At 61.7% G+C, this 23466-nt stretch carries 15 protein-coding genes; 4 read left to right on the forward strand and 11 right to left on the reverse strand.

The features are described 5' to 3' along the window. The first annotated feature begins 24 nt into the window (after positions 1–24). From R3F07_01925 to R3F07_01940, 4 genes are all read left to right on the forward strand, one after another. Positions 25–2508: a PA14 domain-containing protein gene (locus R3F07_01925; protein ID MEZ5275122.1), complete on the forward strand. Its 2484-nt coding sequence runs from the start codon at positions 25–27 to the stop codon at positions 2506–2508. Positions 2509–2521: 13 nt separating this feature from the next. Beyond that, the gene (locus R3F07_01930; protein MEZ5275123.1) at positions 2522–3931 is read left to right on the forward strand and encodes a hypothetical protein; all 1410 of its coding nucleotides are present in this window, start codon (positions 2522–2524) and stop codon (positions 3929–3931) included. Between the two features lie 146 nt (positions 3932–4077). Further along, on the forward strand, positions 4078–5310 hold the full coding sequence (locus R3F07_01935) for a hypothetical protein (GenBank protein ID MEZ5275124.1): 1233 nt from the start codon (positions 4078–4080) through the stop codon (positions 5308–5310). A 186-nt stretch (positions 5311–5496) separates the two neighbouring features. Further along, a complete protein-coding gene (locus tag R3F07_01940) occupies positions 5497–6933 on the forward strand; it encodes a hypothetical protein (protein MEZ5275125.1) in 1437 nt (478 codons plus the stop codon). A 31-nt stretch (positions 6934–6964) separates the two neighbouring features. Here the strand turns inward: R3F07_01940 and R3F07_01945 are convergent, their stop codons facing one another. The 11 genes from R3F07_01945 to R3F07_01995 all read right to left on the reverse strand — a co-directional run bounded on the left by R3F07_01945 (position 6965) and on the right by R3F07_01995 (position 23417). Next, on the reverse strand, positions 6965–8227 hold the full coding sequence (locus R3F07_01945) for an SGNH/GDSL hydrolase family protein (protein MEZ5275126.1): 1263 nt from the start codon (positions 8225–8227) through the stop codon (positions 6965–6967). 4 nt (positions 8228–8231) lie between these two features. After that, positions 8232–9800 carry a hypothetical protein gene (locus R3F07_01950; GenBank protein MEZ5275127.1) on the reverse strand — a complete coding sequence of 523 codons (1569 nt, stop codon included), beginning with the start codon at positions 9798–9800 and terminating at the stop codon, positions 8232–8234. Positions 9801–9840: 40 nt separating this feature from the next. After that, positions 9841–10704, reverse strand: coding sequence for a fumarylacetoacetate hydrolase family protein (locus tag R3F07_01955; GenBank protein ID MEZ5275128.1), 864 nt, complete (start codon positions 10702–10704; stop codon positions 9841–9843). A 146-nt stretch (positions 10705–10850) separates the two neighbouring features. Continuing rightward, positions 10851–13700, reverse strand: a complete 2850-nt coding sequence (locus tag R3F07_01960; protein MEZ5275129.1) for a TonB-dependent receptor — start codon at positions 13698–13700, stop codon at positions 10851–10853. 349 nt (positions 13701–14049) lie between these two features. Further along, positions 14050–15312: a four-carbon acid sugar kinase family protein gene (locus R3F07_01965; protein ID MEZ5275130.1), complete on the reverse strand. Its 1263-nt coding sequence runs from the start codon at positions 15310–15312 to the stop codon at positions 14050–14052. Between the two features lie 200 nt (positions 15313–15512). Continuing rightward, positions 15513–16430, reverse strand: a complete 918-nt coding sequence (locus R3F07_01970) for a dihydrodipicolinate synthase family protein (GenBank protein ID MEZ5275131.1) — start codon at positions 16428–16430, stop codon at positions 15513–15515. Positions 16431–16559: 129 nt separating this feature from the next. Beyond that, positions 16560–17705, reverse strand: a complete 1146-nt coding sequence (locus R3F07_01975) for an iron-containing alcohol dehydrogenase (GenBank protein ID MEZ5275132.1) — start codon at positions 17703–17705, stop codon at positions 16560–16562. Beyond that, positions 17702–19075, reverse strand: a complete 1374-nt coding sequence (locus tag R3F07_01980) for a sulfatase (protein ID MEZ5275133.1) — start codon at positions 19073–19075, stop codon at positions 17702–17704. The genes R3F07_01975 and R3F07_01980 overlap by 4 nt, the downstream gene beginning before the upstream one ends. A gap of 17 nt (positions 19076–19092) precedes the next feature. Next, on the reverse strand, positions 19093–20682 hold the full coding sequence (locus R3F07_01985; GenBank protein MEZ5275134.1) for a sodium/solute symporter: 1590 nt from the start codon (positions 20680–20682) through the stop codon (positions 19093–19095). Positions 20683–20715: 33 nt separating this feature from the next. Continuing rightward, positions 20716–21702, reverse strand: coding sequence for an aldolase/citrate lyase family protein (locus R3F07_01990; protein MEZ5275135.1), 987 nt, complete (start codon positions 21700–21702; stop codon positions 20716–20718). Next, positions 21699–23417, reverse strand: a complete 1719-nt coding sequence (locus R3F07_01995; GenBank protein ID MEZ5275136.1) for a right-handed parallel beta-helix repeat-containing protein — start codon at positions 23415–23417, stop codon at positions 21699–21701. The genes R3F07_01990 and R3F07_01995 overlap by 4 nt, the downstream gene beginning before the upstream one ends. Positions 23418–23466 lie beyond the last annotated feature (49 nt).

Raw genomic sequence — 23466 nt, forward strand, 5'->3', positions numbered from 1 at the left:
GGAATCGCCTCCACCCTCTTGTTGATGACCTCAGCCCAATCCCAGGAATCACTCACTGTAGTATCCGGCACCCTCCCCAATGGCGTCGCCCCGGAGAGGATGGTGGAAACGTGGATGCGGGAACGGATCAAGGCTGCCTACGGAGACTGGCAGGCGGATTTCCTTCGCCTGCAGAAAGAGGGTGGCTGGGAGGCGCATCATCGTGTTCTCAGGGAGGCCCTGCTCGAATCCATCGGCGGTCTCCCGGAACGGACCCCGCTCAACGCCCGGGTGACCGGGACGGTGGAACGACCGGGATTCAGGGTTGAGAAGATCCTTCTGGAGTCGCAACCCGGGTTCCACGTGACGGCCAACCTCTATCTGCCGGACAGCGAACGGTTCGCTCCACCCTATGCAGGGGTTCTCGTTCCCTGCGGCCATGCGATCGAGGCCAAGGCCCACCACGAGTACCAATCGATGGGGGCTCTCCTGGCACTGAATGGTTTCGTCGGCCTCGTCTTCGATCCATTGGACCAGAGCGAGCGGATGCAGTTTCAGAGAGAAGACGGCAGTCGGCCCTATTACGGAACCCACATGCACATGCAGGAAGGGGTGGCCGCCATCCTGCTGGGCGAGGGTCTGATCCGGACCTTCATCTGGGATGGCATGCGGGCCCTTGATTACCTGGAGAGCAGGCCGGAGGTCGACCCGGACCGTCTGGCGGTCACCGGGAACAGCGGTGGCGGCACCCAGACCTCGTTCCTCTTCGCCCTGGATGAGCGGTTGAAAGTCGCCGCTCCGAGTTGCTACGTCCATCTCCTGAACCGCCAGCTGTATGATTCGATGGGCGATGCCGAGCAGATGATCTACGCCCAGTTGGCCATCGGTCTGGAGCACCCGTCGTTCTACCTGATGCGCGCGCCCGCTCCGGTCAAGATCCTGGCCTCGACTCATGATTTCTTCCCGATCGATGCGGTCTGGGAGGGCTTCCGCTTCATCAAGCGCCGCTACACGGATCTCGGGTATTCGGAGCGGGCCGACATCCTCGAAAACAACGAGGGCCACAACTACGACCGGACTCAGCGCGAGGCCGCCATCCGCTGGATCAATCTCTGGCTGAACGCGGACAACTCGGCGATCGTGGAACCGGAATTGGCACTCTTTTCGGAACAGGAATTGCGGGTCACCCCGACCGGTCAGGTCCTGGACCTGGACGGGGCCCGTTCGGTCTTCGATCTCTTCCGGGAAAAGCTGGAAGCCCTGCGGCCGGAGCGCGACCGGACCTGGAACGAGAGCTCCCCGGCCGATCAGAGAAAGGCCGTGCGCGCGGTTGTCGGTATCCGGGAAATGGCGGACCTGCCCCTGCCGGAGGTGCATGACCTGGGATCGACCGATCACGGCGACTACACCCGGCGTCGGATCCTTCTGGAAACGGAGGAGGGCCTTTTCCTTCCGGTGGTGGAACTTGTCCCGCGCCATCCGTCCGCTCAGCCTCCGCTGATCGTGGTGGGCCCGGACGGCGCCGCGCGTTCGGTTGAGACGGGTTCGCTACTCGAGCATGAGGCCCGACTGGGTCGCCGGATTGTGGCCGTCGATATACGGGGAACCGGGGAGACCCGGCAGACCGGTCAAAACCTTCAGGGCGACTTTTTTGGCTTCGACCAGGAGGACGTTTATGGTGCCTATCTCCTGGGCGAATCCTTCCTCGGCCTGCGGGTCGAGGACATCCTGCGGGCGGTCCGTTACGTCGCCGCCGGGGGTGAAGGCGCAGCGGCCGCCGTCGATCTTCAAGCCGAAGGACAGATCGGTGTGGCCGCTCTGCACGCGGCGTTTCTTGAGCCCGACCTCATCGGACGGACGACGATTCGTGGTTCAATCGAATCCTGGGAGGACATTCTTGTGCGGGAGCGTTCGTTTCATCAACTGGCCAATACGGTCCAGGGTGTCCTGCGGGTCTATGATCTTCCCTTTCTGAAAGAAGGATTGGGCGACCGGGTAAGCCTCGTTCTGCCGGTCGACAGCCTGGGGTTCGTCGATCTGCCGGAAGGTGCGCCGTTGCCGGAAGGCTACACCGATCCGGTTGAACCCGGTCTGGTCGGCACCTTCTACGGCAACGCGCAATTCCTGAATCCACAAGGTGAATACGCAATCGAGCGACTCTCGCTTCACTATGACAACGCGGTGGACCGGCGGGGCAACGATTGGGCCGGTATCTGGGAGGGTTTCCTGGTGGGGCCGGTCGACGGCCGGGTCGCCTTTGAGGTCGAATCGGACCAGGTGACCACCTTGATCATTGACGGCAGGACCCTGATCGGGCCGGAGGATCTCCCCGGAGCGGCCACGGCCGAACTCGGGATGGAGGCGGGCAAGCCCTATCCGATCGAGGTACGATTCCAGCTGCCTTCAGGCGGTCTCGGGTTTTTTGACATCCGGTGGTCCTGGGAGGGGCGGCCGCCGGAAGTCATCGGACGGAGTGCCCTGCGTCATTCGGAAGCTCAGGCCGCCGGGATCCGCAAGGCCTGGAGGTGATCCCCTGAAGAACATGATTTTCCGCAATCTCCTTGGCGGTATCGTCCTGTTGACCCTGGTTGTTCCCGTCGATGCGGTTGAGATCAGGCTCGTGGTCGAGGAAACCATTGAAACGGTTCCGTCGCCGCACAACGGGGCCTCACCGCTCTGGTGCTACGGATCGACCATCCTGGTTCGGGATGGCAGCGAACTCTACCTCTCTCTTCTGAGGCCCGATGAGGGTTACCCGCCCTACTGCAATGCCCACTGGGAATTGTGGCGCCGGGATAGCGGGGTCTGGTCGGAGCTACATCGGGGTGGTGAAGCGCGGGAAAGAGAGCCCTGTCCCATCGGGCTGCTGGCCAAGGGGGAAGTGGTGCTGTCCATTCAGCCGGCGATCATGCCCAAGCCGTTTCAGGACGGTCACGGCGATGTGCCCTGGGTGTGCCAGCCCGGCCTGTTCACCATCAACACCGGGGAGAGCGGGCATGAGGACCGCGTCTACACCGACCTCCATCCGGTTTTTCCGGTCGGAGCCCGCTTCAGTCAGCACTCCTACCGGGGGCTGGGAGTCGATCGCGCAAACCGCGAGTTGCTCCTGATGGTGATTGAGCAGACCGACGAGCATTATCAACCGACTTGGTTGGATCGAAACGGTCAGTGGCATCCGCTTCCTCTGCTGGAATTCCCCATCCGCTCCTGTTACCCTCAGGTCGCCCTGAAGGACGGGGCGGCCCACGTGCTTGCCATCGGCGATATCGTGGAGCCGGTCGAAGCGTGGCGGCGGGCAAAGTTCGAGGTCCTCAATCGGGAATGGGATTACGCCTTCCGCCGACTCTTCTACAGTTGGTCGTCGGATCTGGAAACCAACGGATTTGTTGAACCGATCGAAATCGACTCGGTTGACGAAACGGCCGGTTCCATGCGCAATCTGGACCTCTTCATCGACGGGAACGGTCGGGCGCATCTCCTCTATTTGAAACAGAACCATCAATACGCCTTCATGCGCGACCGGTTCTTTCCCGGCCAGCCCATGACGGTATCAATCGAATATGCGGTGGTCGATCAGGGGCAGGTAATCCTGCGACAGACACTTTTCAGTGGCTCGGCTGAAGAGGGTGGGGCGACCGATCAGGATTCGATGAAACTCCACCTTGGACGCTTCCATCCGCTGCCGGATGGGCACCTCGGTGTTGTCACTTCCGGCAGCTGGCGTGGCGGCGAGAGCCGGGTTGAGTCCGGTCTCTTCCTTTCCCTGCTGTCGGATGAGGGGACAGTTGAACAAACGATCCGATTGCCGGCCAAGCGACCGTTCACCGGCGCCTTTTTCACGAACACGCCACGGAGCGGTTCTGATGCCGGCCGTCACCTCGACCTGATCGGTGCATTCAGTGAGGCCGACTCCCACGAAATGCGCTACCTGGGCTACGAGTTGACGAAATGAGAACACACTTTGCCCTGTGTGCCCTGTCCTTGGTCCCGTCCATTGGCCTTGGGATGAGCGTAACCGTGTTGAGGGAGGACGTCATTGATCCCGGGATTCCGGTTTTTGGGAACGGGTCCGGGCCATCATGGAATTTCGGTTCCCCGATGATCGTCCGACAGAAGGACGAAGTCTGGTTTTCGCTTTCCCGGCCGGTGGAGGGTGTTCCGCCCTATGCGAACACCATCTGGCAGGTTTACCGGCGAACCGGCGATGGCTGGGAGGTGATCCTGGAGGAGGCCACTGCTGCTGAACGGGAACCTTGCCCTCTTGTCCGACTGAACAGCATCGCTCTCGCGATCTTCATCAACCCGAAGGTCAGCTTCCGCCAATTCCGTCCTGAGAATGAAGCGATCCTCTGGAATTCCCGGCCCCATCTTCTCGCCTTTCCGTCGACCCGGCGGGACCCGGAGACGTTCGCCCTGGATCCGGTTTTTGCGGGGGACCCGGTTCTCCGAGAGCACACCTACCGCGCCATTGCGGTCAATCCCGGGAAGAGTGAGGTCTTTGTCCTGGTCCAGGATCCAGACTCCGAACTCTACCATCCGAGCTACCTGGATCCGGAAGGGCGGTGGCATCCGCTGACGCCGCTCGGCTTCCCTTTGCGCAGCCTCTATGCCAGCGTGCATGTGCGCGACTGTCGCGTACATGTCTTCGCGGTGAGTGACATAGCGGAACCGGTGGACGAATGGCGCGAGGCGAAATTCCGGGTCCGTCAGGTCCACCACGACTATGCCTTTCGCCGGCTCTACCACACCTGGAGTCCGGACATTCTGGAGCAGGGCCTGAGGGAACCTCTCCTGATTGAATCGGTCGATGAGCAGCCCGGAAGTCTGCGTCACCTTGACCTGCTGGTCGATGGGCAGGGAACCGCCCACCTGCTCTATCTCAGGCGTGACTTCCAGTACCCGTATCTGCGTGACGAGTTCTTTCCCGGTCAGCCGATGGAGGCCTCCATTGTTTATGCACAGATCCGGGAGGGAGAGCAGGTCATCCGTGAAATCCTACTTGAGGGTCTGATGGATCCCGATCTGGCGGAGGCGGCGGATCAGGTGGAGCCGACCTGGGGCCGCCTGCATCAGTTGGCGGACGGCACGATTGTCATGATCTATACCGAACGGGTGGCCGGGAGGAACCGGACGGGACTGTTGTCAATCGGTCCAGACGGTCTTCCAGGAGATCAGGTGGAGATTGACCTTCAGCACCCCATGGGCTCGGTGTTTTTCACCAACACCGAGCGCGGCGGCAGTTTGCCTTCGAACCGGATCGACCTGCTGGAAATGACCTGGGAAAAGACCCACCACGAAGTCCGCTACGCGGAGATTGAAGTGAATCCCTGAATGGCACCAAGATGCTGAGTAAGCGTCAGTTCCGATCGTTCGTATTGGTGTAGCCGCCCCAGTCTCTTGGGGCGCCGACTCGTCACGACAAACCCGGCAAGGGACTGCCGGGGCTACAACTCAGATGACTCCTGCACACTCCTCAACTTTGTGCCTTTGAAGTGACCCCCTGAACCCTTCGCTGCCATGCCCTTGAACCGGAATCCGATCTATCTTTTGCCACTCTTTTGTCTTCTGATCTGCGCGCCACTTTCTGGCAGTGGACCCGATCTGACGATCGCTGACTTCGAAGAGAATGATTATGGAAACTGGCTTGTGGAGGGTGAGGCTTTTGCCTTGGGTCCGGCCGGAACGGATACCGAGGATGCCGATGGTGTTTCCGGCTTTGAGGGCGTCGGGTTCGCGAACAGTAATCTGGGCGGATACGCCCTCGAAGGCACCCTGACCTCGCCCGAGTTCACGATCGAACGACCCTTTGTGAATTTCCTCATCGCCGGAGGACAGGCGGGTCCTCTTTATCTGGCGTTGCTCTTTGGTGAGACTGAGGTCCGCACAGCCGCCCCGACCGACGTTCATCGCCTGCAATGGAACAGCTGGGATGTGTCTCCTTGGCTGGGACAGAGGGCACGGATTCGCCTGATCGATGACCGAAGCGGACATGAGGAGGGCTATCTCTTTGTCGACAGCATCTTTCAGAGCGACGAGGCGAGAGCCGACATTTCGAAAACGCGGTCGCTCCGTGAGGTCATCCTGAGCGGATCGCACAATCTGCAGCCGGATCTCCTGCCGAGTCTGGGCGTTCGGCGGGAGGTCAATCAGATCCTGTTGACCGGGTCATTTCCGGAATTGCCGGGATCCGATTTCGATGCCTGGTGTTACGAGACGGACGGATCGACTTTCCTGGGTGCGGAAGCGGGCATCGACGGCGCAGTCGTTCTGATCCATCGGTTCGAGGGACCGGGTTTCAGGTTCCGGCTCCGGACCGAAGTGACTCCTTTTCCGGGAGAGGTAGCCATCCGCGCAACTCCGGTGGCGGATCCCACGGAGCGAGAAAACCTGCCCGACGTCCTGCCGATACCCAACCTGTGTTTCCAGCTGCGAAGTGCGGCGCGATTCCGCAGCGATCGTTCGGGGGAAGATGGTAAAGGATACCCGGGATTCGTTGAACGATGCTTCATCTTCACGGAGCAGGGCCGCACCTTCCTCGATCAGACGGAACGACGGAAAATCCCGGCTCGCCCGGCATCCGATCCGGAAAACAATCCTCCGTGGGTTCAGAACTACGTCGGCGTCTGGCGGGAACGTCCGGAACCGAAGCCCGACGCCTGGGCGGATACGAGTTCCGACCGGTATGTGGTGCCGGTCATTGGGACGGTATCACGAGACGGGTCGTTTCTGATTGCCCTGGCGGACGATTCGGCGGACCTGATGTGCCAGGCCTGGCATGATTGCCTACACACTCGGCCCAAATGGTTGCCGGTCGACGCTCCGGCCGCTGAACAAGCCTGGACGATGAGGATCTACCTTATGCCCAACGATCCGGAAGCCCTTATGGACCGGGTTCATGAGGATTTTCCAGGTATCGACGCGTTGGCGACGAAGCGAATCACCTCGAAGCCCTGAACGTGCGGCCCGAACCGGGGGAGTGCCCGGGCTATTTCAGAATGCCCGGGTCCTCTCGGTAGGCCGGTGGTTTCGGGTCCAGCACTTGCACCAGCACGTCTTTGACCGCCCGGGCGCAGAAGGCATTCCCCCTCGGGTTGTAGTGGCCCATGAAGAATCTCTTCAGGTATTGACGGAGCTCGATCTTGTAGTTGGCCGCGTGGTCCTCGAGGTGTGCCTCATGGAGGTCGATGACGGGGTTGGACCGCGCTTTCAGGAAATCGACGAATGGCTGATCCCAACGGATTCCGCTCTCGACTCCCTCCGCGATGCGATCGGCCGGATACGAAAGCACGTAGATCAGTTTTTTGCCGTGGGAAGAGGCGAAGGCATCGATTTTTCCGACCAGCCACCGGGTTGAGAAGAGGGCCGCCTCCCGGTGCAGGGCATCGGCGGCCGCTTCAAGGGTGGGAAAATCGTCCGAGCGGGTGACGATACCGTGGGTGGTGGCGAGCTCGCGTAGCTCGCGGTAGGCTTCGCGGGGATTGGCGGTGGAGGCGTTCAGATGAGCCAGTTCGATGCCCAGAGCAAAGTCATCCTTGAAGTGCTCGTGGACCCAGTCGAGGTCGCAGAGATTGAAGAGGCTCTCCTCGGTCGGGCAGGGGTTGGGCTTTTCAGCCAGAGTGCCCTCGGCAGGGTTGACTGCGAGGTGAGGCAGGGTGGGCTCGATGAAGCGTTCGTGCTTGCGGGCACGGATATTGCGCCACGCGTCAAGATTCCTGAAGTGGTCGTCGTCGTAGATGTTGAAGATGATGACGTCGGCCGGGGTCCGCGCTTCCTCTTTCTGCAGACGCAGCCAGGCCTGGTAGACCGACCACCCGCCGATCCCGAAATTCCGGACGGGTTCCTGCAGATGGGCGGCGAGGACCTCCTGCCAGGTTTCCCCGTCGCTGACCTGGTGGCATTGGGTGAAGCTGTCGCCGTAGGTGTTGATCCTGCAGGGACGGTCGGCGTAGTTCACCCGGATGCGGGGTCCGTCGTCCGGTTCGTAGGTGTAGACGGAAATCGAATTGTCGACCCCGTCGCGGAATCTGGCGTCCGGGAGGAGCCAGCCGAATGCGGAACTGTAGCGGGCGAAGGGGAAGGCTTCACCCTGCAGCCAACTTTCGACCTCCTCGCGGGTATAGAGGATGGATTTGAGGTAGTCTCGTGCGTTCATGGGGGTGTCTCCGGGGTTTCCGGTGAGCCGATGGGCGAGCATTCCGCCCAGTCCGGCGGCGGCAAGCTGTCCGATGAATTGGCGGCGGGTGGTCATGGGCTCAGGGCATGAAGCGCATGAGGAGCAGGTTGCGTCCGGCCGGGTCTTGAGGGTCCTTTTCGTCGCGAACGTTCGGGTTGCGGAATCCCACGACCACGATCCGACCCTCGCGGTCGACGATGAATCCCACCGGCTTGTCCTCGCCCCTTTCTCCGAGACTCCAATTCTGCAGGGTCACGCCCGAAGGAGAAAGGCGGGTCAGAACGGCTTGACGGTAGAAATCGACCGGCATGATCGATTGAAGCGGCAAAGGTCGCGAGGTGGATTGACTGAGCCAGATGAGGTCGCCGCCGGCACGTAGTTCTGCGATCCGCAGCGCCTGGTCGTCGCCGTCGCCTCCTTCCAGGACAAGGCCGTTCTGACCGAATGAACGGTCAAGGCGACCATCCGTATCCAGCTTCAGAAGAACCCGGTCGAAAGTCGATTCGGTTGGTTGTGGCCGGGCAAATTCCAGGTCCCAGGATGCGGTGCGCCCGGTCACGAGGTAGCCGTCCCCGACCGGCAGGACATCGTAGATCTTCTCCTGCCAGCTCCCGCCGATGAACGAAATGCCATGATCCGCCCAATCGGTCATTGGCCGGCCCGAATCGTCGAAGCGGAACACCCATCCATCCATCTTGTGTTGTTTGACATCTTCGCCCGTGTTGTCTCCGTCCGCAGAACTGTTGCCGGGCGAGCGGACCAGAGCGTCTCCCAACCTGAAGTCCGCACCGAGATGGTAGCCGGCTCCGACGAACCCGCCCCTCGGGTCGGACACCAATGACCAGACGAATTCGTTGGGACTGCGCCGGCCCATTTCCGGACCCGGGTTGGACCCGATTCTCAAGATACCCCGATCTCCGAACGAAGCCCGGTAATCGCCATGCATATCGACGGCGAAGATCATGGCGTCCCGTCCTCCGGCCCTGCCGATGGTGGCCCGCTGGTCAAGGTCACCATCGTTCGAGCGGGTCATCGCGGCGACGACGAACCCGTCCGGAGTCTGGACCAGCCGCTCGCCCGGCTCGGAGTAGTTGTGGAGATGCACGACCACCTCGTCGTCGTCGCCACCTCCGTAGAAGCGGAATCCTCCCGTGCCGAAAGCGGGGTCCGGCTCTCCTTCATCGGTCAACCGGGCCAGGACGACATCAATCTTTCCATGATGAACCGGGCCCCCGAATTCGCCGTCGCCCGCCTCGACGATTCCGACGACCAGAAAACCTCGGGGTTCGCCATCCTCGCCTTCGACCTCGATCAGATCGATCGCCAAATCCGTTCCGGAACCGCCCCAGGTCCAGATTCCGTCGTGACCGAAATGGGAATCGAGCGAAAGATCGGGCCGGAACTTGAACACCGCGAGGTCGCGGTCGCGGCCGGGAGTCGTCACGCATCCGGCCACGATGTAACTCCCGTCCCGGGTCTGTCGAAGATTGTAGCCGGCGTCTTCGCCGGGTCGGTCCGGGCTGATGACTTCGAGACCGGGCGGATTGAGAATCCAGGGAGCGTCGTTGGCGAACAGTGCGGAAGAGATCAGGCCCCCGCAGACGATGACTCGGGTCAGCAAGCAGCCCTGTGGTGTCCTCGCAGTCACGGAACAGGCCACGGATCGGCCATCCCGGCCACCTTGGCCTTCATTGGATGACAGTGGTGAAGGCACCGACACCTTCGATGGACAGGTTGACCCGGTCGCCGGCGCGCACGGGATAGGACTTGTTGGTGCCGGAGAAAATGATGTCGCCGGGCCTGAGGGTCATGACCTTGGAAAGGTCGCTGACGATCTTCTCGGGGGAGTAGATAAGGGAGGAGGTATTGGTCCGGTCGATCGTTGCGCGCGCGGGGTCTGCGGAGAGAACCTCGATCGTCTTGGCGTGGTCGCGCCAGTCGATGCCCGTGCGGATGAAAGGACCGAAGGGGGCGAAGCCGTCACCGCCCTTCAGGGCCGGGGCGAGGACGGTTTCCGTGCGGTCCGTTGAATCGCCGGTCAGGGTCTGGAAGGAACTGACCTGGCCGACGACATCATTGCCCATGGTGTACCCGAAAATTGCCGACGCAGCTTCGCCGGGAGAGGCGTTTTTCACGGTCCGGCCGATGACGATGACCAGCTCCACCTCGACCTTGAGCTCGTCGAGGTAGTCGGGCAGGACGAGAGGCGCGTCGGGTGCGGCGGCGGCTCCCGGCGGCTTGACGAACCAACGGACGGCCGGCGGCTCATTGCCTTCAGGCCAGGCATTGCGGTAGGATTGAGCGAGGCCGGCAATGAGCTGCGGCTCGCTGGGCGCGAGCAGGCGCACATCGTCGAGGGCGTAAGTGGTGCCGGTGGATTCACCTCCCGCCCAGGGCGCCGCTGAGAGTTCCTGAACCGCAGGACCATCAACCCGGCCATAGTTGATCGCACCGTGGTGCTCGAAGCGGCAGTAGGTATCGGCCTGGAGTGGCAGGGTCATGGCGAAGAGAATAAGACTGATCGTGAGTCGGAGTGACCGGTGGATGTGCATGAGTAACGGTGAGGTGGGTTCCGATGCTGTCAGATTTTCCGGGATGAGCAAGAACCGGAAATGCGCTGACGGGTGGACTCCCAATAAAGACGCCCCGACGAGTGAGTCGGGGCGTCGTGATTCAAACGAGGGTGTGTGCGGATCCCCTAGAAGAGGAAGCGAATACCCCCGCGGATATTGGTTCCGTAGTATTCGGACCGTTTCATGAGCATGGAGTCCGGACCGAACGACTGGTCATTGGTGGCATCGAAGATATTCTGCCAGTTGGCGTAGACCGTGAAGTTCTCGTTGATCTTGTAGCTGGCCTGAATGTCGGTGTATTCACGCGGCTTAGCCCACTCGTCCGAGCCCGCACTGCTGGAAAGGACCCGAAGGCTCTCATCCTGATAGTTCCAGGCAATGCGGAAGGAGAACCCGTACTTCTGGAAGTAGAAGGCCAGATTGTAGATCCGGGAGGGTTGACGGAAGAAGGGAAGGTCATCGCTTTCCCGGTCAATCACGTCGACGCTTGAATTGATGAAGGTGGCGTTGGCGTCGACCCCGAATCCATCGAGGAAGCTGTTGCTGACGAAGGTGCTGAAGGGCAGGACGGCATTGAGTTCCAGCCCTGAGACCGTCGCCGAATCGGCATTCCGGTAGGAGGTGATGCTGAGCCTCTCCATCGGGATGCCGTTGTAGACGACGTTGTCCTGTTCATCGGAGAACTGGTAGATCGGGTTGTCGATCGCCTTGTAGAAGAGACCGGCCGAGAGCATGGCTCCGGACTGGAAGTAGTACTCGTAAGCCAGGTCAAAGTTCATCGATTCATACGGCCCGAGTTCCGGATTGCCGATCTCCAGGCTGCCGGCATTCGGGTAGGCGGGATCGAGGATCTCATCCGGAGGCAGTGCGTCCCACTCGAGCACGGCGATCGGCGAGGCCTTCTCGTACTGCGGCCGACCGATCGTGCCGGTAAAGGCAAAGCGCAGAACGGAGTTCGGGGTGACCGCATAGCGGAACTGAAGGTTCGGCAGGACATTGTCGTAGTCGAACTCGCCTTCGTTCGGCACCACTTTGCCCCCATCCGGACCCTCCTGGAACTCGAAGGCCTTCAGGGTCGCGTTGGTTTTCTCATAACGCACTCCGTAGATCATCGAGAGCTGCTCGGAGAAATCGACCGTGCCCATCAAGTAGAGGCCGATGATGTCCTCGTCCACATCGTAGTCATCCTCGATTGAGTTCGACGCGGACTCGATCGGGTCGATGGTGAAATCGCTCCGATTGGAATTGAGGTAGACGAAGGCCTTGTCGACATCGAGATTGGACGGGTAGGTGTAGCGGCCGTCATTGATCGAGAAGCCCGGGCCCGGAGGCGAGATGGTCGCCATGTTCAGGCTGCTGTTGACCGGGCGGACCGAGTTGTCATTGACGAATCGATTCCGGGTCGTGTACTTGGCGCCCGCCTTGAAGGTGCCGGGGTAGCCGCCGATATTGTCGTACTGCCATTCAAAATCCACCCGGGGTGACCAGGTTGTCTCCTCGACCAGGGAATCTTCCTCGCGGAAGCGCCGGAGGGGGTATCTCTCGGGCTCGCCGCTGGTGTAGCGGTTCTGGTCGTTGTAGGCCGGCCAGAATCCGCCGAACTCGAACTCAAAGGGCGGCGGGTTGCCCCCTGAGGCGTTGTAGTCGAGATTTCCCGTCCGAAACTGGACGGACTTGATGAAGGGCACATCTTCCTGGGAAAAGGAGTAGGTGATGTCGCCGCTGACCTTCAGATTGTCGAAGCGCTTCATCATGCCGCCGCTGACATTGAGCATGGTCTGGTCGACCTCGCGGCTGAAGTCGCGCTGCTCGAAACGCATGCGGTTGATTTGGACCAGGGTGGGGGAAATCCTTACCGGATCACGACGCGCCTCCATGATGAACTCCTGCTGGCGGTACTCGTCGTTGAACTGGTTGTAGATGCCCCGCAGGTATACCTGGGTCATGTCATCCGGCCGGAACTCAAAGTTGTAATTGATGCCGTAGCGGGTGCGCGTTCCGGAGCGGGGCTGGAGTTCGAATTGCCTCGGGTAGGGACCACTACTATCCGAACCCCAGTTCATCTGCAGTTCTTCCGAGGCGTAGGGCCGGTCGGAATAATTGGCCGACAGGGCGATGCCGATGGTCCCGTCGTTGAAGGTGTCGCCATAGGTGACGTCCGTGTCGACGATGGTGCTGTCGGCCACGCTGTTCTGGCCGACTTCCACCTTGCCGAAGATGAACCGCTTGTCGCGGTCGAATCCGCTGGCACTCTTGATGTTGACCGTGCCGCCGAGGGCATTGGCATCCATGTCGGGGGTGACGGATTTGATCACTTCGATCTGGCTGACCTGGCCGGAGCCGACCACGTCCAGCGGGGTCGCGCGGCCCTCACGTCCGCCGACACTGGGGGGAGCCAGGGTATTGCCGTCGAGGGTCACGTTGTTGAAGGTCGGCTCGATGCCCCGGATGCTGACGAAGCGGCCTTCACCGGCTTCTACATCGATATTGACGCCGGGCACGCGGGCGAGGGCTTCAGCGACGTTGCGATCAGGGAGCGAGCCCACCGAGTCGGAGGAAATCAGGTCCATCACGTTTCCCGCAGTGCGCTTCTGCTGAAGGGCGAGCGAACGACCCTCGCGGTAGCCCTCAACATCGAATTCGGCCAGTTGGATGACCTCCGAACCCAGGGTGATGTCGGCGGTGGTTGTTCCGACATTGGGAACGCTGACCGTCTGACTGACCGGGTCATAGCCGATGAATTCCGCGGAGACGTTGTAGTTGCCCGCCGGCAGATTTCCGATCCGGAAACGGCCTTCGCGGTCGGTGGTGGCGGTCCGGTTTGTCCCGGTCACTTTGACGTCAACGCCAGGAAGGTAGCCGTCGGTATTGGCGTCCTTGACGCGTCCGACGATATCGCCCGCGTAACTTGGCAGGCATGTGGCCAGTGCCAGAACGCCGAGCGCAAACAGGCGAGAGGTGCTTCGTGTGTTCATAGAGGTGGAGTTTTTGTTCAGGGTTCAGCGGGCCTGAGGCCCTTGGGAGAGAGAGGATCTGGGTAGACAACGGATCCGCGACCAAACAGCAATGAGGGGTAAACTCGGTGTTCTCGGGAAGGGAGGGAGTTTTGGTTGAGAAAGCGTCCGATTCAGACCAGGAATTCCGAATCGGTGGTTGATACTCAATGATGAAATTCGACCGAGTCAATAGCTGAAATTTGCCTGTTCAGTCTCTTTCAAACATCTATTTCATGAAATTAATGATTTCACACTTGTAGCCCGTTTGTTGTGAGCAGCTAACGCAGATGTTTCCGATCAATCGGATATGAATACTGCCGGGCTGCCATCAACCTGTCAGGTAATCGTAACACGAAACCAGCGTATCGGGTCCTCCGAATCCGCCCGGCTTGGTGACCAAGGTGAACGGACCGGCGTCTTCGGTTGCTTCCGTTGAGCGTTCCGCAGTGGAGACGGCGACTCCGGGTTCGAGGCTCCCGGCCAGATCGAGGTGATCAAATCCGGCTGCCTCGCAGATAGTCCGTGCGGTTTCCCCTCCGGTGACAAACAGTCGACCGGGAAACCTCCGGTTTTCGTCTGGTTCTGCCAGGTTACGGTAGAATCGCTGAATGGCCGCCGCGCTATCCTGACGCGGACCCGAGGTGGAACCGGGAACGACGGCGACCGGTTTCCGCTCAAGCCGGGCATAGAAATCACCGATCGTGCGGGACCAGGATGCCGGCTGCTCCGGGTCGAACGACAGCATTTCGATGGACCGGTTTTTCTGGAGGAGGGCGAGTTGATCGCGGGTTCGGGGATGGGCGCTTCCCATGAGAAAACCGATGCCCCGGTGCGTCGATGGGACGGGAGGTGATGTCTGGGTTGATGAAGATGAAGGCGCCATTGCGTCCGGGTGGCGCATCGCCCCGGCCAGGGCACCGGACCCACAGAGAAGAACCGGGCGGTCGATGGTTTCTCCGGTCCGGACAATCGCAGCGAGGTCGGCATGGGAAGACGCGTCGAAACCGAGCACGCGTGCGCCGTCCTGGAGAGCCTGGTTCACCCAGATGGACAGATCCGCCTGCGACGAGCGGACGATTGAAAGCGGGCAGAGACGCAGCCGGTTCCTGAGTTCGGGTGGGAAATGAGCCTCCAGGCGTGCATCGGTGATCGGGAAGGCGGGGTCGCGATTGAACGGAGTCTGCTCAACGGAGACATTGTCGACGAAGAGTCGACCGTCCCGGACGGTCCGCCCGACTGCAGGATTGGCCGGACAGAAAAGAACGATGCTTTCGGGATGGGCATCGAGCACTCCGCGGATTTCCTCGCCAATCCATCCCCGCAGGGTCGAGTCGATCTTCTTGTAGATGAGACGATCCTTCCGCTCGCGGATCGCGGTCACACTATGGCGGACGATTCCATAGGCCTGGACCGGTCCGGTCGGTCGGGTGTTGAGATCGTATCCGATGATATGCCCGGCGGTTCCACCGACCGGCGTATCCGGATCCAGGACCAACCGGACGCGGTTCCCCCGGTCGTGGAAGAGACCGCCGACCTCAAGGGCACCGCTCAGGTCATCCGCGATGAAGCAGCGTTGAGGTGGGGATTTCATGGTGGACCCAAGAGTGGCCAGGATGGGTGGGTGGTTTCCCTGGTGAATCGCGCCGGATGTGTCGCGTCCGGACATTGCTGAACCGGGAGTCGAAGAAGATGTCGTGATGCCGCTGTGTCGGCGTTCCCTTCCGGCCGGAGGACACTTCGACACAGCGAAGTGGCACCATCCGGACGGAGAGAATTCATCGGGTGAATCCTCTAGAGCAGGCCCTGCCCCTTCATTCTGGCGCGGACGGTCTCCAGCTCTGTCGGCAAAAGCGGCAGGAGCGGCGGCAGGACGGCGCCTGAGCCGAACCCGAGAAGGTGCATGGCGCCCTTCAAGTGGGGGAGGATCCGACCGAGGTTCTTCTCCTTTCCGTAGATGCCGGTGACCTCGTCCATCTGTCCCTGGAGTTGGCGGGCTTTCTCGAAATCGCCATCGAGAGCGGCATCCGAGAGTTGCCGGCAGAGCCGGGGAACCAGGTTGCCGGCGCTGGGGACAAAGCCGAGAGCGCCCGCTTCCATTGTGCGGGCGCTGTGGAGGGCGGCGCCGCAGAGCACCGCGAAATCCGGACGATCCCGGAACATGCCGGCCAGCCTGGTCAAACGGTCGAGGTTCGGCTCCGAGTCCTTGATCCCGACAATACGTGGGTGGTGGCTGAGTCTTTCGACCGTATCGAGCGGAATGGAGTGATGGGTGGTGCTTGGTATGTTGTAGATGAAGAGCGGACCATCAATCTGGTCGGCGAGGGCGAGGTAATGGGCTTCGAGTTCTTCCGCCCCGACCTGATAATAGGAAGGAGGATGGGCGACGACGGCGTCGGCCCCGGCCTCCAGGGCGTGCCTCCCGTAGGCGATGGAAGTCGCCCGGCAATTGTCGCCAATCCCGATGAAGGCACCCGCGCGTCCCTTCAGGGAACGGCAGGCGACTTCGGTAATGCGCCGGCGGTTTTCGGGCGGCATCGAGGCGGCCTCTCCGGTCGTTCCGAGGACGAGAACGCCCCGGCAACCGCCGTTGACGATATGGTCAAGGACGCTCTGGAGGCCGACCTCGTCGGGTTGCCCGTCGGGGAGCAGGGGAGTGGCCAGGGGAACGACGACGGCGCCGCGGAGTGCCTTTGGATCGGTGCGGTTCATGGGTCCTTTCTTGTATCGATGGAGCCACTTCGCTGTGTCGAAGTGCCCGGGTCGTGGGAAGCGGACTGATCGGCGCGGCGACACAGCGCCGTTGCTGCAGGACAATGGAAACGCTTTCTGAGCCGTTCGTCACCAGGCCGCGCGGAAAATGGATTCGGCATCATCGCGGGTCATCGGTCTGGGGTTGTTCTTCAGGAGACGGGTCACCTTCATCGACTCATCGGCGAGGTGGGGCAGATCCGATTCCTTGACCCCGACTTCGCGGAGATGTTGGGGCAGGCCGCAGGCGACGGACAGCTCGACCAGCCGATCGATGCCGGCCGAAGCGGTGGCGTGGTCCGAGCCCTGATCGGTCACGCCGAGGGTCCGGGCGATCGTGGCGTAACGGTCGGGCGCCGCCTCGAGGTTGAAGCGGAAGACATGGGGGAGGAGAAGGGTGTTGGAGACGCCATGGGGGACATGAAACTCGCCGCCCAGGGGGTAGGACAGGGCATGAACGGCGGCCGTATTCACCGGACCAAGACAGAGTCCGCCATAGAGGCTGCCGAGAGAGAGGGAGCCGCGGGCCTCGAGATCCTGTCCGTCCTTGACCGCCCGCAGCAGATTCGGGGCAATCCGGCGGATGCCCTCGAGGGCATAGAGGTCGACCGTCGGGTGCGCGTGAAGGTTGGCGTAGGCCTCCATGCAATGAACCATGGCGTCGAGTCCGGTTGCGGCCGTGATGGCCGGCGGAACGCTGACGGTGAGCAACGGGTCGATGATCGCAGTGTCGGGCACAAGGAAGGGACTGACCACGCCCTTCTTCAGGCGATCGGACGGATCGAGAAGAATGGCGTTCGGGGAGACCTCGCTGCCGGTGCCCGAGGTGGTCGGAATGCAGATGAGGCCGGCGCTGCGGCCCTTGAGCAGTCCGATACCGAAAGCCTCCTCCACTGCTGCTGAACCCGTCCGGAAGGCAGCGACCAGCTTGGCCACATCGAGAACGCTGCCACCGCCCAGGCCGACCACCGTATCGAAGTCAAAGGTCCGGCCGGCTTCAAGAACCTGCTTGAAGAGTCCGATATCGGGCTCGATCTCAATCCCGGAAAAGATCTCGGCGGCAATGTCTTGGGCCCGCAGATCGGCGACCAGGCTTCTTGCCTGTTCGAGGAGAAAGCCGGTCGTCACGACGAAAACCCGCCTGCCGCCGACCAGATCGACCTCGGCCGGGGTCTGTTTGAATGTATCCGATCCGAAAAGGATGCGCCTGGGTTGCTGGAGGATGATGGGATTCACGATTCGTAGGGGCTGACCGGATCACCCGGCGGAGGGGGTGGTTTGGCCTGGATCAGGTCGGGATCAAAGTTCGGATTGGGGACCATGGCTTGGGCGCCGACCTTTCTCCGCCATTCCTCCAGCCGCTGCCGGAGATCGGCGCAGACCTCGGGCAACCGCAGGGCAAGGTTGTTGGTTTCGTAGGGGTCGGTGCCCAGGTCGAAGAGTTCCCACCTGGGTTGCTCGGGCCTCGTCCCGATACTGCCCTCGAACCACTCGATGAGCTTGTAGCGGCCGTGACGAACGGCCCCGCAGGGCGCAAGGCCCTGATGGTGGTAGTGAGGAAAATGCCAGAAGAGGTCCCTGGGCTCCGGAGGTTGGTCTTGCTTGAAAACAGGTGAGAGGCTCTGCCCATCATCGGGGCTGGCCGGCAGGGATACTCCGGCCAGCTCGGCGAGAGTGGGCAGGAGGTCGGTATTCGCCGTGGGGAAGTTGAGCCAGCGGGCCTTGGGTTTGGAACCCGGCAGACGGATGATCAGTGGGACACGGATGCCCCCTTCGTAGAGGTCGGCCTTGGCTCCACGGAGCGGCTTGTGCTCCATTGATTTCCCGAAGGCTCCGTGATCGGCGGTGAAGACCACGATGGTGCTGTCGGCGTGTCCGCTGGCCTCGAGAGCATCGACCACACGTCCGATGGAGGTGTCGAGGTGGGAGACCATCGCGGCGAGAACTGGGCGATTGCAGTCTTTCTCCGAGCCCGGCTTGGCCGTGAAGTGCTCGATCAGGGCCCTGGGTGCCATTTCAGGACGGTGGATGGCATTGTGGGCGAGAACGCAGAGAAAGGGGGCTTCGTCTTTCTCGGCCAGATACCGGCAGACCTTGTCGGTCAGTTCGTCGATATGGTGCGGATCGGCCTCCGGATCGGCATCGGGTTTCGGCTTGCGGGTGTAGACCACCCGGTCAAATCCGTGGGATTCCGGGTCGGTCGGTCGCCCCGGTCGGTAATTGTAGTCGACCGCGAGATGCCATTTGCCGAAGTGGGCCGTTCGGTAACCGGCCCTCTTGAAATGGTCGCCCATGGTATCTTCCTCCGCCGGGAGAAAAGGGGTCCACTTCGGTGTCGAGAGCCGGGCATTGGCCGGCTCGGTTCCCGGGATATAGTTGGTCAGGTGGAGCCGGGCGGGATGCTTTCCGGTGTAGAGACCGGCTCGGGAGGGCGAGCAGACCGGGGCGGTCCCGTAGGCCTGGTTGAAGGCGATCCCCTGCTCGGCGAGCCGGTCGAGATGAGGGGTCTCGTAGAAGGTGTTGCCGTAGCAACCAAGCTGATGGACACCCATGTCATCGATCAGGATGATAAGGATGTTGGGTCGGTCTGATCTGTCATTCGGCATGGCGATGCTCGGCCTGATCACTCACTCAGCGGTGACTTGGGGATTTCACCTTCCAGGCGCCTGACATGGAGTTCCCGGATGGTCAGTTGGGCGACGTTCTCCGGCAGGTATCCACCGAAAATCCGGCTGACGAGGTAGCCGGTGATGAAGAGAACAAAGTGCCCGAAGACGCCGATCAGGATGGTGTTCATCTCCCAGTTGAAGCCGAAGTCCACAATACGGCTTCCATCACTGCCGGACTTGGAGAGGAGGGCCCAGGTGGTGAAGAGGACACAGGCCGCGATGCCGGCATAGGCACCGGTCCGGGTGGCTTTTCGGGTCAGGAAGCCGAGGCAGAAGAGGCCGAGGGTGCCCCCCGAGATGATGGTGGCGATGGTGATCGCGCGTTGCATGAGGGGCTCGGAACCGTCCTTGGGCAGCAGAAGGATCGCGATGGTGGAGGCGAGCAGACCGCCGGCCACCACCATGAACCGTCCGAAAATGAGCCGGATTTTGTCGGAAGCTTTCGGGAGGATGTTGCCGAAGTAGTCGGTGGTCAGGACAGTGGCGATGCTGTTCAGATCGGCGCTGACCGAGGACATGGCGGCGGCGAGGATGGCGGCGAGGATGAGGCCGAGCACGCCGCTCGGAATGTAGTGGGAAAGAAAATACGGCATGACCTCGTCCGGCTTGACCGGGCCGGCGTCTCCCGGGAGAAGGTCGAAGAAGCCGTAGAAGCTGGCGCCGATGAACATGAAGGTGAAAAAGATCGGCAGGCAGGAAAGCGCGCCGAGAAAGGCGCCCCGGCTGGCCGCCTTGTCGGACTTGGCGATGAGGTAGTGCTGGACGATGTGCTGGTCGGTGACGTAGCGCCGGCTCCACTGGATGAAATAGGCGAAGAAGAAGATCCAGATGGTGGTGGTTTCCTTGTCAAAGAGCATGCGCCAGGAGAATTCCCATGATCCGAAGGAATATTTCCCGGCTTCCCAGGAACTCCGGATGATGCCCATGGGATCGCCGATTTCCGGGGCGAAGAGGACGCGACCGAGGATGAGGAGGGCTCCGCTCGAGAGGATGATGCCCTGGGCCACGTTGGTCCAGGCCACCGCCGTGATCCCGCCGATCATGGTATAGACCAAGGTGAAAATCCCGATCCCGAGGATGACGTAGATGGGCTTCCAGCCGGTGAAGACGTAGAGCGCGATCCCGGTCGTCACCAGGGTCACTCCGAGGTCGAAGACCCGGTCGGCCAGGAATCCGAATGAGGTGTAGATGCGGCTGGCCAGACCAAAGCGTTGGCCGACGTATTCGTAGGCGCTCATCTGGACGACCCGGCGGTAGAAGGGAACGATCCAGACCGACACGATGATCAGGACGATCGGCAGAAGCATATGGGGCAGGAAGAGGATCATGCCCTTTCCGTAGGCTGTCCCGGGATGCCCGACGAAGGTTCCGCTTCCCACAATGGTCGCCATCAGGGTGAAGGTGACCGCCCAGGCCGGGATGGATCGATCGGCTGTGAAGAACTTGCGCGTCGTGCGCATGCCGCGGGACACGTAGAGACCGATCCCGGCGATGCCGACCAGGTAGATCAGGACGATGAGGATATCGAGGACGCTGAGTTTCATGGGGTGTTGGGTCTGTGGTGCCTGCGAGGCAGTCTATTTCCAGGGCATTGTCCGCCCGGTTTGGCGGCGCCCGATTTCTGCGGCCTCCTCCTTGCCGCCGGCGCCGATCATGACACCCCATTCGAGGCGTTCGATCACGTTGTCAGGGAGGATATTGTCGAGAAACACCACTCCGGCTGCGTTGGCGGCCGCCAGGACCCGCTCGCTGGCCGCGATGACTTCGGGCGGCAGGGGAGGATCGGCCCGCCCTTCCAGATAGCCGTAGGAAAGACCCATGTCACGGGGTCCGGATTCGGCGAAGGCCAGACCGGGCACCCTAAGGGTGGATTCGCAGTTGCGGAGGGCGTGGGGGTCTTCGATTTTGACCCCGAGCAGGATCTCGCCGTCCGGGTTGAGCGGCCATGGGTCGGCGCGTCGGAAATAGTCCTCTTTGTCGATGCCCCAGATTCCGGACGCAAAAAGATGGCTGCCCATGCCGCGCAGCCCTTCGTCCAGGCCATCGCCGACACCTTCCTTGTGGAACGGATAGCGGGCGGTGCGGACGAACTCGCGCACGGCTTCGGGATCACGGGCGCGGCAGAGATGAATACCGTGAATCCCGGTGGCCAGTGCCTGCTGGATCATCCACCCGTTCGCCTTCACGTTCTCCTCGTCGAGTCCGAGGACCGGGAGGGTGACGATGACGGCCGGGGTGCGGTGACCGCTGGGAGTCGGTCCTCCCTCGACCAGTCCCAGCATGAAGGAACGGAGAAGCGCGAAATCGAGGGGCGCATGTTCCATGTCATACATGATGATGTCCGCCCAGGTCTTCGAGAGGGACTTGCCCAGGGCATGGGCTTCTTCCAGGTTGCGCGGCTCGTCGCCTCCCCTGACTCCGTAGGTGTAGTAGACCGGCTGACCGGCTTCGAGGAGTTCAATCGCCTTGTTGATCCTCTTGGGGCCGGTGTATTCGCCGCTCTCGGCCGCCAGCATCGGGCCGACGAGGAGGGCGGCGAGGAGCATCGATGGAAGCTTCTTCATGGCTGGGTCGGGTTGCGGTGTTGTCGTGATGGTGCGCCCGCCCCGATTCCCGGAGGTGCATCCTGCCGGGGGGTGAAGGTACGGAGAATCTCGAATTCGTCGTAACCGGTCGTGCTGATCCGAAGACGTCCCCATAGCACCAGTTGCGAGGGCGTGGCCGACTTGACGACCGACCACCGGCCTTTGTCGACGGAGACGATGCGGTTGGTGAAGTCGACGCCTTCAGGCAGAGGTTCTTTCAGATCGAGAACGGTGGTGAGCGACGAAGAATCGAAATGGTCGGTGGTGATCTCGCCGGCTACGCTATCATTTTCGAAGATGTCTTCGACCGGCCGGTTGCCCGTGCCCGGAACGTCGGCGTCGACCCTGTTGTCAATGAAGGTGGCATTGGCCTCCATGGGGCCGGCCGGTCCCAGGAGTATGTTTCCCGTAAATACGCTGGGACCGAGGGTCTCCTTGTCCTCGACAAAGCGCCAATCCTGCCAGACCGTGTTGCGGGTGGCGATGACTTCGGATCGCTGGAGGTAGAGCCCGCCGGCGTTGCCGGCCACGATATTGTCGGTCAGCCGGACACGGGATTCCATGGTGATCCGGGTGGCGCCCGAGTTGCGGGACGAATTGGAGTTGCCCGCCAGGATGTTCCGTTCGACGATCACCTCGAATTCGTCCGCCGGAGGGTAGGGATCGAGGGGGGTGTCATACCGGTGCTCCTGCCCGCCGATGAAGAGTCCACCGGCGTCGTCACCGGAAACATTGCCGACCACGATATTGTCGGAGATGAGCGGCGCGGACCAGAGTGCGACGAAGACCCCTCCGGCATCGTTGCTGGCCAGCGCTTCGTTGTTGATGACCAAGTTGCCGACAAACTCCCCGTCGGACCAGTCGAAGAACGAAACGGCACCGCCATCGCTGCTCCGCATGGGGTCGTCGAGACCGGCCCGATTGTTCGCGAAGACATTGTGAGTGATGCGCGGATGGGCGGCACGGTCCACCGACAGGGCACCGCCCCGTCCACATTCGGTCGTGTTCTGAAAAAAGACGCAGTTCTCAATGCGGGCCCGGGAACCGTTCAGGATCATGACGGCCCCCCCGTCATTGCCGGTTTCATGAATGAGGGCGGGATCCCAGTTTTCGGGAATCAGCGTGCGGTTGGCGCGGAAAACACAGTTGGTGATCACGGGCGAGGTGGCGTCGCAGAGGAGCGCGGCCCCCTTGCCCCGAACCCGGCCCCGGATCAGATGGAAGCCGTCGAGCCGGGCATGGTCGGCGCCGAGCAGGATACGCCGCTGGTCTTCTCCATCCAGGATGCTGGGTGTCCCCCAGATGTCCCGCTCACCACCCGGAGTCGCATACCCGCCAAACAGGTCAACATGGGCTTTCAGCACAAAAGTTGGTTGGGTGTAGACGCCCTGGCTGACGAAGATCGCCACCCGTTTGTCAGCCGAGGGGGCACCCGCCTTTTCGAGTGCCGCCACGATCGAAGCCACCGGATTCTTCATCGAGCCGTCACCGGTGATGTCTGTTCCGTGGGCTCCGTCCACATGGATGATCCTGTCATACAGGGTCTGATCAACCGGCTGCGAATCGGGACCGGGACGTGCGGATTCGGATCTTAGGGACGGGACAAAGAGGGCGAGGGCTATCAACGTGACCGAGGCGGTCTTCGAAAATCGTTGCCGGAGTGCGGATCCGGGCAGGCGCGCGTGGTTGGCCATGGGGACTGGGTTTATGGGTTTCGGAGGAGACGGTTCCGACGGGGAGGGA

This window comes from Opitutaceae bacterium (genome assembly GCA_041395105.1).
Lineage (GTDB): Bacteria > Verrucomicrobiota > Verrucomicrobiia > Opitutales > Opitutaceae > B12-G4.